Raw genomic sequence first — 16,571 nt, forward strand, 5'->3', positions numbered from 1 at the left:
TCTCGTCACTAGTCATCTCAATGACGCTACTTCTTATATACCGTGGTTGGCAAAAACGAAAAAAGATTCAAAAAAACGGCATTATATATTACCAATAATCTCGATCACTGGTTCAATCATCTGTTTTACGGGGATGAACTGAAACAGATAACGCCTTTAAAAAAGTATGAGATTGAAGCAGTTGAGAAAATATTTTTCATCTTTTTGAATAATGGACATTCAGAGGAAATAGATAAAAGAATCCAAGCATTTGCCTCTGTATACTTTGCAACAGAGTATCATCGTCTGTTAAAACACGGCATATGGGCAAAACGTGTGAATACATTGAATAAAATCATCCAGTTCAGGGTGCCAGGTTTCAGCGGATTGTATACCCGTAGAAAGATCATGCGGTTATCACGTTTTGAATACTTTTTGTATTTTACATACCTTTCCATTTTTGACATGACAAGATTTATAGAAACCTTTTTCATGAGGAAAGATCTTTCAGAATACGAATATAAAAAGATATTCAATAAACTTGATGATGAACAGACAGGAATACTTAGGCAGCACTTCGGAAAGATGTCTGATACAGCCAGATATTCTTTGATAGCCAGAACTTCATATATACCTACCAAAGATTCAATCATATGGCTCGAATCCCTTTTGGATTCTAAAGAAGCAGAGATAAGGATAAGGGTCCTTAAAGCGATTAAAACAATTGGCATGATCTATCAGAAGGAAAGATACATGAACTTTAAAGATTCCGGTACATGGGAGGAACGCATGCTTATCATGAGACTCTCACCCCTTGTCGGGAGAGAGATGATACCTCTCTTAGTCAAAGGTATGGATGATGCGAATGAATGGGTGAAAAAAGCATCTGAAGAATCACTGGGCCATTTTAAGACACAGTTGAAAAGTTGGTCCGTACCGCTTGATGGAGGGGGTTATAAAGATGGAGTTGAATGAAGCGGGTATTGTATTGGGGTGGGCCATAATTCTTTATATGGCTCTACTCATCTTCTCTTATATGATCATGATTTTCTCTGCCTACCGCTCTTTAGTCAGGCAGAAAAATCTGGATGCAGAATTTCTGGAAGAGGAATTCAATATGAACATATTCACTAAACCGGTCTCGATCCTGGTCCCAGCGTATAATGAAGCCTCCGGGATCATAGAATCAATCCATTCCTTAATTAACTTGAGGTATCCGGAGTCTGAAATCATCATAATTGATGATGGTTCGCTCGATGAAACAGCCCAAGTGGTTATCGATGCCTTCGATATGCAGAAAGTGTATAAGGAGAAGGATAAACCACTTGAAACGCAGCCAATCAAGAGCATCTTCCAATCACGGGTCCATCCGAAGATATCTATGATCTGTAAAGTCAACGGCGGAAAAGCGGATGCCCTGAATGCGGGGATCAATTTATCTAGATATCCCTACTTCTGTTCCATTGATGGTGATTCCATACTGGATGAAAATTCACTTCTCAAAGTGATGCGGCCAATCATCACTTCAGATGGTGAGGTGGTCGCAGCAGGAGGGAATGTCCGCATTGCAAACGGCAACGATATCCATTTAGGCTCAATTGTCCAACGCCAATTTATGAGACGACCTTTGATTCAGATGCAGATCATTGAATACTTGAGAGCATTCATGTTGGGGCGCATATTTCTGAGCAGATTCAATATGGTGCTCATCATTTCCGGTGCATTCAGTGTATTTTCGAAGCAACGCGTGGTAGAAGCAGGCGGCTACACCTCTGGGGTCATGGGAGAAGATATGGAACTTGTAATCAAGGTCCATGAATTGCTGAGAGAGAAAAAAACTGGTGAGAGGATAGAGTTTGTTCCTGAACCAGTATGCTGGACCGAGGCCCCGACAACATTTAAAGTGCTGAGGCGGCAGCGGCGCAGATGGAGTCAGGGGCTGATTGAAAGTTTATGGCGTCATAAACATATGACCTTGAACCCAAAATATGGACGGATAGGGTTAATCGCTCTGCCTTATTTCTGGCTATTCGAAACATTCGGAGCGATAGTTGAAATCACAGGATACATATATATCGTCATTGCGTTATTCGGTGATGCTTTATATACGGAAATGGCAGTGCTTCTGATGTTGACATTCATTCTGTATGGTTCAATATTCTCGATATTTTCTTTGCTCGTCGAGGCATGGAGCACCGATAGTTATTCCAGGCCGCGGTATACGCTTTCTCTAGTGCTACTCGCCCTTACAGAGACATTTTGGTATCGCCCACTAACCTTGATATGGAGGATGGAAGGACTATTAAATTTCATAAGGAAGAAGCAAGTGTGGGGACAGATGGAGAGAAAGGGACTAGGGAGGGATTCAAGGTAATGAAAAAATACCTGGTTATACTTCTGCTGGTTGTGATTGGAGTTACTGTTGCATACAGTTTAAGTTTCAATAAGGAGAAGGAGGAGCATGAAATGCAACCTGCGCGGGTCTCAGATGATCGTTTCGAAATCAACACTCCAGAAGGATGGGAGGAAATCACCATAAAAGGAGTTAATATGGGCATGGCCAAACCTGGCTACTTCCCAGGAGAAGCAGCAATTGAAGAAGAGGAGTATGCCCGCTGGTTTGAACAGATTGGTGAAATGGGTGCAAACACAATACGGGTATATACGTTGCATCCTCCCGCTTTCTATAATGCGTTACATCGGTATAATAAGAAGAACGAGAATAGGCCACTATATATCATGCATGGGCTCTGGGCAGACGAAAAAAAGATGCATGAAGGGAAAGATGCCTATAAGACCGAATTGAACGAAGAGTTTGATCAGGACATCAAAAATGTTGTGGATGCAGTCCATGGAAACGGTGAAATCGAAGAAGAACCAGGCAAGGCCTCTGGGAACTATAGAAAAGATATTTCACCGTATGTGATCGGCTGGGTAATGGGAGTCGAATGGTACCCGCCTTTTGTAATCGGAACCAATGAAAAACATCAGGATATTGGCGACTATGATGGTGAATTCTATTCTACAGATGGGGCGTCCCCGTTCGAACATTGGCTTGCTAAGAAGATGGACTTCATTACAAGTTATGAAAATGGCAATTATGGTACAGCACGTCCAATGAGCTTTACAAACTGGGTGACGACCGACATTTTAGATCATCCTTCGGACTCTTCTGATATGGAAGATAAAGTCAGTGTCGATCCAAATGTCATTTATACCAAGGGGCTTATGGAGAATGTGGGGCAGTATGCCTCCTACCACATTTATCCTTATTATCCAGACTTTCTTAACTATGATGAGAAATACGTTAATTTTAAAGATCATCGGGGTGAGTACAATAATTACGCCGGTTACCTGGATGAAATGAAAGAGCGACATCGATTGCTCATACTTGTCGCTGAATTTGGTGTGCCGGCTTCCAGGGGGCTGACCCACCGTAACCCATTCGGCCTGAACCAGGGTTTTCATTCCGAAAAAGAGCAAGGAGAGATCGTTGCCCGACTTTTTGAAGATATCATGCATGCGGATATGATGGGAGGTTTGATCTTTACATGGCAGGATGAATGGTTTAAGAGGACATGGAATACCATGGATTATGACGATCCGGACCGACGTCCATTCTGGTCCAACGCTCAGACTAACGAACAGCAATTTGGGCTCTTGAGTTTTGATACGCATAAGATCAAAGTGGATGGTAAACCTTCGGATTGGTCCAACGACTCTCTTTATAAGGGGGACGGACAGCTGCAGTCGTTGGCTATGGACCACGACGAACGCTATCTTTACTTGAAAATTGAGCACGCTCCAGAAATGAAGGGACAGATTGAAGTTGCTTTGGATGTTGTGCCGGGGCAAGGGAACACCGACCTCAATCAAGGATTGAAAGCTGATTCGGGTGTGGATTTTCTCGTCAAACTGAATGAAGGGACTTCTAGGGTTGTAGTGGATGATTATTATGATTTCTTCAATTTCCAATATGGACATACACTGAACATGATTGAGGGCGGAGAAAAGCCTTCAGTCGACTCCGGAGTATTCAACACAATCAAGCTCGCGCTCAACAAGGAATATCATCTGCCCGATCGAGGGGAGACTTTGCCTTTTGAATCACATGAAACTGGAAAGTTGCGGGAAGGGAATGGCAATCCTGAAGCAGAAGCCTACGATGCTTTGGCAGATTATAACTGGAACCGCAGCGACGGTATAGTCGAAGTACGCCTGCCTTGGCAGCTGATCGGGGCACGCGACCCGAGTCAGCACAAGTTCATCGGAAACATTGTAGAAGAAGGGCTTGATGCTTCGCAGACAATTAAAGGGATAAAGGTCGGAGTAGTGGCGATAGAAGATGATAGGATTATCGATGGTCTACCACGACTTCAGGAAAAGATGCTTTCCCTTCAGGCCATGTATAAATGGAAGGCCTGGGATATGCCGGATTCGAAGGAACGGTTGAAATCGTCCTACTATATACTCAAAGAGACTTTTGACGAATATTGAATCTGATGACTGAATTAGATTTTAAGGATGCGGACTACCGTCATCATTTTTTATATTTTTACAGTTCCATAGATATACATTATAATTAAGAAAATGATTTGTGGAGGATAATGATGATAAAGACAATGATACCCCAATACGACAAACTGGAAAGAAATGAACAGGAAGAAGTGGAACATCAATTCCAAACACTTGATATGAATGAAATCAAGGAAGTGTTTGATGATGTCTACCGAAATCCGACACTAGTTGATATGAGAAGCATCGCTGAAATTCCTTATACTACACCTGAAGAACTGGATGAACATATGTTGCATGAAATGACGCTTGATGCAATGGCGGACGGTCAGGTGGGTGTACTGCTGATGGCAGGCGGTCAAGGGACCCGTCTTGAGCACAAAGGACCGAAAGGTACATTCTCATTTGATGGCCATTCCTTATTCGAATTGCAGGCAAAACAACTCAAAGCGTTCCAGGAAGAAGTGAATGTGTCTGTACCATGGTTCATCATGACGAGCGACATCAACCATGAAGAAACTAAGCAGTTCTTCTCCACGCACAATCATTTTGATTTGGACGCAGACAATATCCATTTCTTTAAACAGGAACATTTCCCGGCGTTATCAAAAGATGGGGAACTGCTGCTTGATGCTGACAAGAATATATTGATGACCCCAAACGGCAATGGAGGGATATTCAATGCGCTGAAGGATTCAGGTATGTTGGAGCATATGAAAGAGTTGGGTATCAGGCATGTATTCATGAACAACGTTGATAATGTAGTGGTCAAGGTGGCGGATCCGCTACTTGTCGGACTCCATATTCAAAATGACAATGAAGTGACATCCAAGTCGATAGAACCGGTGGCGGGTGAAAGTGTTGGACGTTTGTGCCTACTGGAAGATCAGAAGAGCGTAGTTGAATATACTGAATTGCCTGAGGGTCAAGAGGAAAACTTCAGGAATGGGAATATCGGTATACATGTTTTCAATATCGAGTTTCTTGAAAAGGTAGCTGACGTAAAAATGCCCTATCATCTTGCATTGAAAAAATTGGAGCATCTCGATGATGATTTGAAGATCATTAAGGCGGAGGCCCTTAAATTCGAAAAATTTTATTTTGATGCGTTCCAGTTTGCAAAAACTCATATGACACTACAAGTCGGTCGGAAGGGTGAATTTTCGCCACTTAAAAACAAGATGGGGAAAGACAGTGTCGAAACAGCTAGGCGGGACTTGATGGATGAAGGCTTGATATAATGTTTTTAAAGCATACAGGTACACGCGGCCCTTTATACAGAAAACAGCACGATATGAGGGGCAGAGTCGTGGATTCATTGAAACACATGGTCCCACTGTCTTTCGGAGAAGAAGTCGGCAATAGCGTCAGCCACGGTGTAGCAGCCATCATATTTATATTGCTGTTGCCCTTTACGGCAGTCTATATGTATGAGAATGGTGGCGTGATGCATGCTGTGGGTGGCTCCATCTATGTCATCAGCATCTTCTCCATGTTCCTGACTTCTACTCTTTATCATGCCATGGCTCATAATACGAAACATAAATATACCATGCGTCTGCTTGATCATAGCTTTATATTTGTTGCTATTGCAGGCACTTATACACCCATTGCCCTGTCAGTGATCGGCGGCACTTGGGGCACAGTGACCCTGATTATCCAATGGACGGTGGCAGTATTAGGCATTTTATATAAAGTGCTGAGTCCAAAAGTGAGCAACAGGGTGAGTCTGACGGTCTATCTCATCATGGGATGGATGGCAGTCATCTTCTTCCCGAGAATATTAGCGAATACAGATTGGGTATTTTTATTTATGATTACATTGGGAGGCGTGAGCTACACGGTGGGAGCTTGGTTTTACGCACAGAAGACACGTCGGTATTTCCATATGATATGGCATTTCTTCATCATAATAGCGAGTTTTCTACACTATGTTGGCATTGTTTTCTATATCCAACCTTGATTAGAGTGCCATTTTAAATATTCGTTTCAGTTTGTTATGATTGTTACTGTCCGTAAAATCAAAAATGGAGCTGATCTTATGAAAATCGTATTTTATGGTGCGGGTAATATGGCGAGTGCCATCTTTATAGGGATGATTGAAAATAAAGTGGTAAAACCAGAAGATATATATTTGACGAGCAAAAGTCAGAAAGAGAAAATAAAATTCTTTCAAGATAAACTGGGAGTCAATATCTCTTATGATGATTCAGAGCTGTTGAAGAATGCAGATTATGTCATCTTAGCGAGCAAGCCGCAAAGTTTTCCTGATGTAGCCAAGAGGCTGCGCCCATACCTGGAAGAAGCGACGAAGATTATTTCCGTTATGGCAGGCACCCAGATTAAAACAATCAGAAGAGAACTTAAAAGTGACAATCCAATAGCTAGGTTGATGCCGAACACTAATGCGATGGTTCAGCATTCCGTCAGCGGTATCAGCTACTCCGAAAACTTTCCGGATAAGGATGAGCTTGTGGAATTGATGGAGAGTTTTGGCACGACCGTGGTAGTGGAAGAAGATGCAATGCATAACATTACTGCTGCAACAGGTTCGGGATCGGCCTTCCTATATTATATTTATGAGAAGTATGCAGAGAGTCTCATGGAGCTTGGATTCGATGAAAACGAAGCCATGTTCCTGACGACAAACCTTGTTATCGGCGCTGGTAAAATGGTGGAGGATTCCGATCTGTCGTTCAGTCAACTAAGGAAGAATATCACTTCAAAGCGGGGAACGACTGAAGCGGGATTGGACGCTTTAGATGGTGAAGGAATTAAGAGCATCTTGATGACAACATTAAATGCGGCAGCTAACCGCAGTGAAGAACTGAGCCAGGATGATTAATTCAACCATTTTGTAAGATAATGATGAATGCTTCATATATAATGTATATATGAGGCATTTTTTCTGGAGGTAATGAATGAAGACATTATATTATAATGGGAATATATATACGATGAAGCGTCCGGAAGATAGGGTGGAGTCTGTCCTTGTAGAGGATGGGACTATTCAAGGGACAGGGAGTTTCTCGGAATTCCAACATGAAACAGATAACCTGGTAGATCTGGAAGGTGCTACAATGCTGCCGGGATTGACCGACACACACATGCACCTTGTCATGTTGGGGAAAAAATTAAAATCACTCACACTCAATGAAGTCAATGATATGAATATGATGAAAAAATTGATCTCAGAATTTGATTCGAAGGACAAATGGAATATCATTTTGGGCTATGATGAGAATAATTTTCCTGATCAATATAAAATGAAGCGCGAAGAGTTGGATATGCTGACCCATAAACCAACACTGATCACCCGTGTGTGCCATCACGCCGGATTGATCAACACGGAAGTGATGTCGCATCTCGGCCTTGATAGTACGACAGAGGATCCGGAAGGTGGATATTTCGAAAGGGATGCGGACGGGGAATTGACAGGGTGGGTCTATGATAAGGCTTTTGAGAAGGTCAGAGCGGAGACGGTGGAAGATGATATCGACTCAATAAGCGATGACATATCAACAGCAGTCGATCATCTCCATTCGTATGGCATCACCAATGTCCATACAGAGGATATGTCCTATCACGGTCCTTATCAAGTGCCCCATGGGGCATATCTCAAGACGGTAGGGCCTGAGGGTAAAAAGATCCGGGTCAATCTGCTTCGGCACGAACAGGTTTACGATGACATGGTTACAGATGAGCCGGATTACCTAAAAGACTGGATTGAACCTGATGCCATGAAACTTTTCATGGATGGCGCTTTTGGTGGTAAAACCGCTCTTGTTAAAGACCCTTATGAAGGCACGGCTGAGCATGGACTGCAGATCCACTCCCAGGAAGATCTGGAATCGCTCATTCTGAAGGCCCGATGTAATAAAGATGCAGTAGCAGTGCATGTCATAGGAGATAGAGCGTGTGAGATGGTGGTGGACGCCATCGAAAAACATCCGGCTCCTGAAGGTAAACACGACAGATTGATCCACACAAGCCTGCTGAACCCAGCATTGCTTGAGAGGATGGCTAAACTGAGTATCATATGCGATGTACAACCGACCTTTCTGACGTCGGACATGCCCTGGGTCGAGAGATATCTTGGGAAAGCGCGTCTTGAATACCTTTATCCATTCAAGACAATGCTCGATCATGGCTTGATACTCGGGGGATCGTCTGATGCCCCTATCGAAGCAGCCGATCCGATGCATGGGATCCATACACTTGTAACACGTCGTGGGGAGAGCAAGGTCTACAATGAAAGTGAATGCATCAGCCGGTATGAAGCATTTAAAATGTATACGCATGATGCTGCTGCAATCATCTATAAAGGTGACAGGGCGGGGTTGATCGATGCAGGCTATTACGCTGACTTTGCGATATTTGAGCGTGACGTCATGCAGATGCCGCCTGAGGAATTATTGACCACAAAAGTAATAAAAACAATCGTCGACGGCGAAGTCGTCTACGATGGACAACCATAGAAGGAGGGATTTGATGGGTTTGAAAATAGGGATTTTTGGTGCCGGCAATGGTGGAATCACTGCGGCCGCTGATATGACTGAGAAGGGTCACCAGGTGACACTTTTTCAGTCGCCGCAATCAAAGAAGGATTTGAGTCAAATTGAGGAGAGTGGAGCAATTTCATTCAATGGAAAACCAATCTCACTCCATAAATTTACACGCGAAGCGGAAGTAGCCGTCAAGGGTCAAGATGTAATAATGCTTACTGTCCCTTCTGTTGCAATTGAACCGGTTGGCGAAACGATCGCACCTTATATTGAGGACGGGCAGTATATACTGATTAATGGCGCAAGTGCAATGTCCAGCCTTCGTTTTAGGCGTGTGCTGCATAATATGAAGGCTGACGTGGATGTGAAAGTAGGCGAGACGATGTCGTTGACCTACGCTTCACGCTATTCATCTGAGAAAAATGAGGCGCAGCTCATTGCCTATAACAAATATAACCTCTTCGCCGCATATCCAGCGAGACATACCGAGGAAATGCTCGAGGTATTCCATCGCATGTACGACTACCTCGAGCCCGCTGAAAATATACTGGAAACAACCTTAAACAACGGTAACCCTGAGAGCCATCCAGGCCCCTCCATACTGAATGCCGGGAGGATCGATTATGCTGGGGATGATTTCTATCTCTACAAAGAAGGAATCACCAAGCATACTGTGAATGTGGTACACAAAATCGATGAAGAGCGTCAGGAGATCTGCAGAGCACTTGGTTTTGATGCACTTTCGAAATCAGAAAGAAGCCTCAGAAGCGGGTATTTTGAAGATGGGCTTACCTTAGATGAACAGTACAACCATTCTAAGGTTTTGAAAGATATAAAGGGGCCTATAGAACTTGACAATCGTTATGTCACAGAAGATGTATCCAACGGGTTAGTACTGTGGGCAAGCATCGGAAAGATGGTTGGGGTTCAAACACCAGTAATGGACTCGGTCATCACGCTGGCAGGGGTCCTTTTGGAACGTGACTATTTCCAGGAGGGTGTGACCTTGGCTAAGCTAGGTATAGAGGATAGCAGTCCGGCACAATTGAATGAAGACATGAAATATAATCATACACGGGACTAAGCCCCAGCTTATTAGGCGAACATATTCTAAAATCAAAAATATGAAATACCCTTCAGTGGTTCTGAGAATACAGAACCACTGAAGGGTATTTTTTAATATGTGCAGAACGGACTGCGTTTAATCAAACTCGTCCATCTCCCACATCTTTCTGATAGTACTTTGGATCGTTGAAGAATTCTTTCTTCAATTCGATGATCTTTGGAGAAAGTAGTATTATGGCGATGATATTCGGTAATACTACGAAGAACAAAGTGAGATCAAGGAAGGCCCATAAGGCAGTTGCTCCCCCTACCGCCCCAACGACGATCGAAATGACGTAGATACTCTTCATGACTGTGCCGGCCCATAGGCCGAAGAGGTACTCTGCTTGCCGTGCGCCATAAAAAACGACTACCGTTATGGTCGAGAAGACAAATATAACCAAGGCTATCGATACTACATAACTTCCGATCGGTCCAAAAGATTCTTCGAAGGCCCGGGTCGTCAAAGCTTCCCTGACACTTTCCTTATGTGCATCACTCTGTTGCCATACACCCGTCGTTAGGACGACCAACGCTGTAACTGTACAAATAATCAGGGTATCAACCAGAATTTGGATCACGGCCCAAAAAGCTTGACGAATCGGATGATCTGTCTGGGCAGCGGCATGTGCAATTGGAGAAGTACCTAACCCCGCTTCATTGCTGTAGATGCCGCGTGCGAAGCCCCACCGTATTGTTTCAGCGAGTACCGCACCAGCTCCGCCGCCAAGAGCCGCTGTCGGATTGAAGGCTTCGGTGAAAATCAATCTAAAGGCTGCAGGAACGGCCGAGGCATTCAAAATAAGAATGATGACCCCTGCCAGAATATAAAACAAGGCCATGAAAGGGACGAGGTAAGAAGACACTTTGCCGATGCGTTTCACACCACCAAAGACAACGACGCCGACGGCAATGGCTATAATGACGCCGGTTGCCAGTGGGTTGAATGAGAAGGACTCAGCTATCGTACTGGCGACGGAATTACTCTGCACCATGATGCTTGGTATCAACTCAATTAATAGGAAGGTGGCATACCATGCTGCCAGAAACTTACCGATCATGGGCCATTTTATGCCATTTTTCATATAATAAGTGGGGCCCCCAACATATTCGCCTGCTTTATTTTTCTCCCTATAGTGTACACCGAGTGCAGTTTCTCCAAATTTTAATGCCATGCCGAACACGGCGATGACCCACATCCAGAAAACGGCACCCGGGCCGCCAAGCATTATTGCCACCGGCACACCTACGATATTCGCAGCGCCGATCGTTGAAGATAGGGCTGTGGTAAGTGTCTGGAAAGGTGTGACAGTCCCTCTTCCCCGCGGTTTTTTGCCGATGCTTCCAAAAGTCTGCCTGAAAATATAGAAAGGATAGACAAACTGAAAGAACTTCAACCTGAAAGTTAAGTAGACGCTAGTGAAAAACAACATTATGATAATCGGGTATCCCCAAAGGAACGATGAAATGGCTGTCACTGATTCTATTAATTTCTCCATGGCTTATCCCCTTTGATTAATTATATATTATGCGTCTGGAAGAGCGTATACACTGATGCTCTGACTATCGACGAAGAATTCCCCATTGCCTTCTTCATCGATGTTAACGACATCCTCCCTGTTTTCTGTAACGTCAACCCATTCCTCACCGCTATGCTTGTCGCCCACATACATTTTTTTGACCCCTTCTTCCACACCATTTGAAATGAGGACGGCGCATCCGGAATTTTCGACTTCATCTTCTCCAAAACGCACCCAGCCTATTGTATTGGGGTGGTCGAAGTAATCTTGTTGTTCTCCAAGCGCCTTGTTATGTCTGGCGTATAGAAGAGGATCGATCAATTCTCCCACCCCCTCTTCACCATCCATTCCATAGTAATCTCCGTAGAATACGCAAGGAAATCCATCCTCCCTCAGAAGAATGAGTGCATAGGCGGACTGTTTAAACCAGTCATCAATAAATGACTCAAGAGATTCTCCAGGCTGCGTATCATGATTGTCTACGAAGGTGACGGTGTTCCAAGGATCTTCTTGCACAAGTGTGCCGTCGAATATCTGGGTGAGATCATAGCCTTCATATTCATTTGCAGCTTCAAAAAGATTATAGTGCAATTTGACATCGAAAAGATCTATATCGAATTCCACATCCTTCAAAAATCCTTCTTTTGCTTCTACATCTGGATTCCAGAACTCTCCGAAGAAATATAAGTCACGATCAGCATGTGCTTCCAGCGCTTCTATAAACTCTGCGATAAATGTACTGTCGATATGCTTGACGGCATCCAACCTGAATCCATCGACGTTCAAAGTATCAGTGAGCCATCTGCCCCAACCGATCATCTCTTCTTTGACATCAGGATGATCGTAATCGATGTCTGAGAACATGAGGTAGTCGAAATTACCATATTCGTCATCAACATTACTGTTCCAATCCTTGTAGTCACCCAAGATACGGAAAATCCCTGTCCGGTCTTCTCGTGCATCATAGTCGACTCCACTGAAATGGTTGAAATTCCAAACGAAGTCACTGTATTTTCCATCTCTTCCGGGGAAGAAGAACCGTGTATACCCTTCTATATCAAAAGGCTCAGAAATATCCTTTTCCCGATCTTCCTGATCCACTTCGATGACTTTGAATGTTTCAGTTTCATCTCCGGCAGCCTTATGGTTCATCACAAGATCGATATAGACCAGTAGATCGGCCTCCTTACATGCTGCTATCGCCGCTTCGAGTTGTTCACGCGTACCATATTTGGTGCGGACGTCTCCTTTCTGATCAAATTCACCAAGGTCGTACACATCATAGACTGCATACCCTGGATCTGTCGTACTATCCGCTTTAGTGGGTGGTGGCAGCCATACGGCATCAAAGCCTTTATCCTTTATTCTTTGGGCGTCATCCTTGAGACGGTTCCAATGTTCGCCGTCATCGGGGAGATGCCATTCGAAATATTGCATGATTGTTAAGTTCATTTATGATCCCGTTCCTCTCTATTGTAATACTCTCTTTATAGCCAATATGAGGATAGTTAACCCCAAATATAATATTTTAGTTTTGAAATAAAATGGAAAAATGTGTTTGGGTGCCATAAAACGGGGTAATAGCTAACCATAATACATTTTAAGGAGGTAATTTTTTGGGTAACGTAGGAGATCAGCTAATGTCAGTATTAGACAAGATCATCGCTTTTATACCTAACTTGATCAGTGCACTTTTACTTTTACTGTTAGCTTGGATTATCGCGGTAGTACTTAAAAACATTATTGTAAAAGGTTTGAAGGCAGTTGGCTTCGATAAATGGCTGCAGAAAAAAGAGTTGAGCAGTCCGGACGAAGCTAAAAAAGAATCAGAAGGCCTCATCACTACACTTGGGAAGCTGGCATACTTTCTAGTATTTATCTTGTTCCTGCCACCAGTTTTCGACGCATTGAATATGCAGTCGGTATCGGCTCCAATTAAGGAAATGATGACTGCAGTGCTTAATTTCATTCCGAAACTGCTTGTTGCTGCGGTTCTGATAGTATTGGGGCTGTACTTGGCTAAGATTCTAGGTAGATTGGTTACAAATCTACTCCAGGGCTTAAATATGAGCAGATTCAATTCATACGTAAACTTTGGCGACAAGACAAAAGAAGGAATTGACATTCCACAAGCTTCCGGTGTAGTCATATCAGTACTAGTAGGCCTGTTCTTCGTTGTACAGGCGTTGACAGTATTGAACTTGGAAGTCTTCAATACGATTGGAACAGCAATTATCGCCTATATTCCACTTGTCGTATCAGCCCTCATTATATTGACTCTAGGATTTGTTGGAGGTAATTTACTTTCTACTGTAATAACTAAGAGTACAGGCAATGCTTTTATTGGCGAGATTGCTAAATATCTAATTATAATTGTCGCGGTCTTCATGACGCTTGATCAATTGAATTTCGCACAAAGCATCGTAAATCTGGCATTCTTGATCATCCTTGGCGCTGTAGCTGTTGCTTTCGCAATAAGCTTTGGTATGGGTGGTAAACCGTTTGCTCAAAAACAGCTTGAGAAATTCGAAAATAAAGTAAATGAAAAAGAGTAATATGCATTAGCGTCAACTAAATATGAGTAAAGTAACCAAACACTTCGGCCATAAAGTGTTTGGTTTTTTTCATTATAAATAGAATATGTTGTGTTATCATGGATGTATTAACCATAAGGCGTAAAGGAGAATTTTTAAATGCTTACTAGAGAGCAAGTGGAAGAAATCGTCGGCAACATAAATGATCCAATCTTGAATGTACCTATATCTGAAACAGAGGGCATCCAGGAAATCAGCATCAAAGAGGAAAAAAATCATGTAAGTGTAAAAGTGGCAATCGGCCGCCTCGGTGGTCAGGAGCAGCTTGATCTGCAGATGAAAATCGTAAATGCAGTAAAAGAAGCAGGCGCAGATACAGTAGGCCTCAGGTTCGATGAACTGGATGAAGAGACAATCGAACGCCATAGAGGCACTTCGGGCAGTGAAGTGGAAAATCGCTTCAAAGATAATGATACAGCGTTCATTTCTATCGCCTCCGGAAAAGGTGGGGTCGGTAAATCGACGGTAGCAGTCAATTTGGCGGTCTCATTGGCGGAGAAAGGTAAGAAAGTCGGACTCATAGATGCGGACATATACGGATTTAGTGTGCCTGATATGATGGGCATTACCGAAAAACCTGGAATTAAGGATAAAACAATCATTCCTGTTGAAAGATACGGGGTAAAGGTTATTTCCATGGCATTTTTTGTCGAAGAGAACACACCGGTGATCTGGAGAGGTCCTATGCTCGGCAAGATGATCAGCAGTTTCTTTAATGAAGTCGATTGGGGAGACCTTGACTATCTTCTCCTGGATCTACCTCCTGGTACTGGAGATGTAGCACTTGATGTCCATCAGCTGTTGCCGCACAGTAAGGAAATAATAGTAACCACACCACATCCGACAGCCGCATTCGTCGCTGCCCGGGCAGGTGCAATGGCACAGCATACTGATCATGATATCATTGGTGTCATAGAAAACATGAGTTACTTTGAGAGTGAACTTACAGAAGAGAAGGAATATGTTTTTGGACAGGGCGGTGGACAGAAACTTGCTGATGAACTAAGTGTGCCACTGCTTGGCCAGTTGCCTCTCGGCCAACCTAAATGGGACAAAGAAGATTTTGCGCCTTCAGTCTACGGGGCAGATCATCAGATAGGAAAGATCTATCGTGAGATTGCAGAAAATGTAATTGATGAAAGTAAATAGCCGGGGGATTATAGTATGACATCTAAGTATCTTGTGAGGTTCTATTTCAGGACACTGCTCCTCGGTATGATCATTACAGCTCTGGTGAGCATGGTTACAGAGTATGAGAATGTAACGCGATATCTTTTTGTAGGGCAATTTGGTGAATTTCTTGCTGGCCTGATTTGGTTTCTTGGGTATGGGTTGTTGATTGCTACAGTAAGTCAAGTGGCATTCTTCATCTATCTGTTCATTCATCCATTAGGTATGGGGCTTTTCAGGAAGCTATGGCCATATATACAATTGTTATTGGTAATCTATGCAGTATTCGATCTTTTCTATGTTAGATTTTACCGCTTTGGCAAAGAAGCGGGTGATGTAATCGACTATATATGGATTCCGATCATTGTAGTCATTGCCGGCTTTATAGTCGCGTGGTGGAAAGACCGCGATGCGCGCGGCACACAAGTTTTCATACCGTCACTCTTCTATATGGTATTCATGACTTCGATTGCCCTGATTCCTTTCCTGAACGTAGAAGATACAGCTTGGATCTATCGTTCAATCTTTACGTTGGTGGCAGTAAATGCATTCCAACTTATAATGTTACCTAAGTATATTGAAGCGTCAGAGCAGGAAAAACGTGAACGCGGTAGGGTCACAAAGGCAGAACGCAACGAAGAAAAGAGAAGAGCAATGGCACAGAGCGATGAGCGCCAGAAACAAAAAGAAGCTGGCCAGGTTAAAGTAAACAATAAGATGAAGTACAAGAATAAGACGAGACAGAATACATCCAAGAAGAAATGATAAAGGCGGTGCATAGCACTGCCTTTTCAATTGGTGTAACAATGCACGATAAAAAAGCTGCGCACCGTTGACACTCTAAAGAGACCTTGTTATGATATAAAAGTCGCTGAAAACAGACGGCAGCTTACCAGCAGCAAGCAACTTAAAATAAAAATAAAAAAAGGTTGCAAGCGAAACGGTAAGATGTTATAGTAGAGAAGTCGCTGAAAACAGCAGGCAAGTATTTGAAATCTACAAGAGCAATCTTGGAAAAGAAAAATAAAGATTGCAAATGAGTAAGTCAAATGCTACGATAGTAAAGCAGTCAACGAGAGAACATTGAAAACTGAATGACAATATGTCAACGTTAATTCCAATAAAACTGGATGGTTTTACCATTCAACTTGGGCGACAAGTAAAACCGCAACGAGTCAGAGCAC

The 16,571-nt window shown here is 43.2% G+C and carries 13 protein-coding genes; 11 read left to right on the top strand and 2 right to left on the bottom strand.

The features are described from left to right. Positions 1–42: 42 nt before the first annotated feature. The 8 genes from ABD734_RS09255 (at position 43) to ABD734_RS09290 (ending at position 10,083) form a co-directional block, all read left to right on the top strand. Positions 43–954: a hypothetical protein gene (locus tag ABD734_RS09255; RefSeq protein ID WP_344703625.1), complete on the top strand. Its 912-nt coding sequence runs from the start codon at positions 43–45 to the stop codon at positions 952–954. Then, positions 941–2,353, top strand: a complete 1,413-nt coding sequence (locus tag ABD734_RS09260) for a glycosyltransferase family 2 protein (protein ID WP_344703627.1) — start codon at positions 941–943, stop codon at positions 2,351–2,353. The genes ABD734_RS09255 and ABD734_RS09260 overlap by 14 nt, the downstream gene beginning before the upstream one ends. Continuing rightward, positions 2,353–4,476 (top strand): hypothetical protein, encoded by a 2,124-nt coding sequence (locus ABD734_RS09265; RefSeq protein ID WP_344703629.1) that lies wholly within the window; start codon positions 2,353–2,355, stop codon positions 4,474–4,476. Before ABD734_RS09260 ends, ABD734_RS09265 begins: the two co-directional genes overlap by 1 nt. 110 nt (positions 4,477–4,586) lie before the next feature. Next, the gene (locus tag ABD734_RS09270; RefSeq protein WP_344703631.1) at positions 4,587–5,735 is read left to right on the top strand and encodes a UTP--glucose-1-phosphate uridylyltransferase; all 1,149 of its coding nucleotides are present in this window, start codon (positions 4,587–4,589) and stop codon (positions 5,733–5,735) included. Positions 5,736–5,788: 53 nt separating this feature from the next. Continuing rightward, positions 5,789–6,457 carry a PAQR family membrane homeostasis protein TrhA gene (gene trhA, locus ABD734_RS09275; protein WP_344703649.1) on the top strand — a complete coding sequence of 223 codons (669 nt, stop codon included), beginning with the start codon at positions 5,789–5,791 and terminating at the stop codon, positions 6,455–6,457. A 78-nt stretch (positions 6,458–6,535) separates the two neighbouring features. Continuing rightward, positions 6,536–7,339 (top strand): pyrroline-5-carboxylate reductase, encoded by an 804-nt coding sequence (proC, locus tag ABD734_RS09280; RefSeq protein ID WP_344703633.1) that lies wholly within the window; start codon positions 6,536–6,538, stop codon positions 7,337–7,339. A gap of 76 nt (positions 7,340–7,415) precedes the next feature. Continuing rightward, positions 7,416–8,972, top strand: coding sequence for an amidohydrolase (locus tag ABD734_RS09285; protein WP_344703635.1), 1,557 nt, complete (start codon positions 7,416–7,418; stop codon positions 8,970–8,972). A 13-nt stretch (positions 8,973–8,985) separates the two neighbouring features. Further along, complete coding sequence (locus ABD734_RS09290; RefSeq protein WP_344703637.1) at positions 8,986–10,083, top strand: NAD/NADP octopine/nopaline dehydrogenase family protein; 1,098 nt, start codon at positions 8,986–8,988, stop codon at positions 10,081–10,083. Between the two features lie 121 nt (positions 10,084–10,204). Here the strand turns inward: ABD734_RS09290 and ABD734_RS09295 are convergent, their stop codons facing one another. Then, on the bottom strand, positions 10,205–11,602 hold the full coding sequence (locus ABD734_RS09295) for an alanine/glycine:cation symporter family protein (protein ID WP_344703639.1): 1,398 nt from the start codon (positions 11,600–11,602) through the stop codon (positions 10,205–10,207). A gap of 27 nt (positions 11,603–11,629) precedes the next feature. Further along, on the bottom strand, positions 11,630–13,075 hold the full coding sequence (locus ABD734_RS09300; protein WP_344703641.1) for an alpha-amylase: 1,446 nt from the start codon (positions 13,073–13,075) through the stop codon (positions 11,630–11,632). Positions 13,076–13,239: 164 nt separating this feature from the next. On the opposite strand from ABD734_RS09300, the gene ABD734_RS09305 reads away from it, so the two are divergent. The 3 genes from ABD734_RS09305 to ABD734_RS09315 all read left to right on the top strand — a co-directional run bounded on the left by ABD734_RS09305 (position 13,240) and on the right by ABD734_RS09315 (position 16,152). After that, positions 13,240–14,178: a mechanosensitive ion channel gene (locus tag ABD734_RS09305; RefSeq protein WP_344703643.1), complete on the top strand. Its 939-nt coding sequence runs from the start codon at positions 13,240–13,242 to the stop codon at positions 14,176–14,178. 138 nt (positions 14,179–14,316) lie between these two features. Beyond that, complete coding sequence (locus tag ABD734_RS09310; RefSeq protein ID WP_344703645.1) at positions 14,317–15,366, top strand: Mrp/NBP35 family ATP-binding protein; 1,050 nt, start codon at positions 14,317–14,319, stop codon at positions 15,364–15,366. A gap of 15 nt (positions 15,367–15,381) precedes the next feature. Next, the gene (locus tag ABD734_RS09315; protein ID WP_344703647.1) at positions 15,382–16,152 is read left to right on the top strand and encodes a KinB-signaling pathway activation protein; all 771 of its coding nucleotides are present in this window, start codon (positions 15,382–15,384) and stop codon (positions 16,150–16,152) included. Positions 16,153–16,571 lie beyond the last annotated feature (419 nt).

Origin of the sequence: Salinicoccus jeotgali (genome assembly GCF_039538805.1) — a bacterium.
In the GTDB taxonomy this organism is placed as follows: Bacteria; Bacillota; Bacilli; order Staphylococcales; family Salinicoccaceae; genus Salinicoccus; species Salinicoccus jeotgali.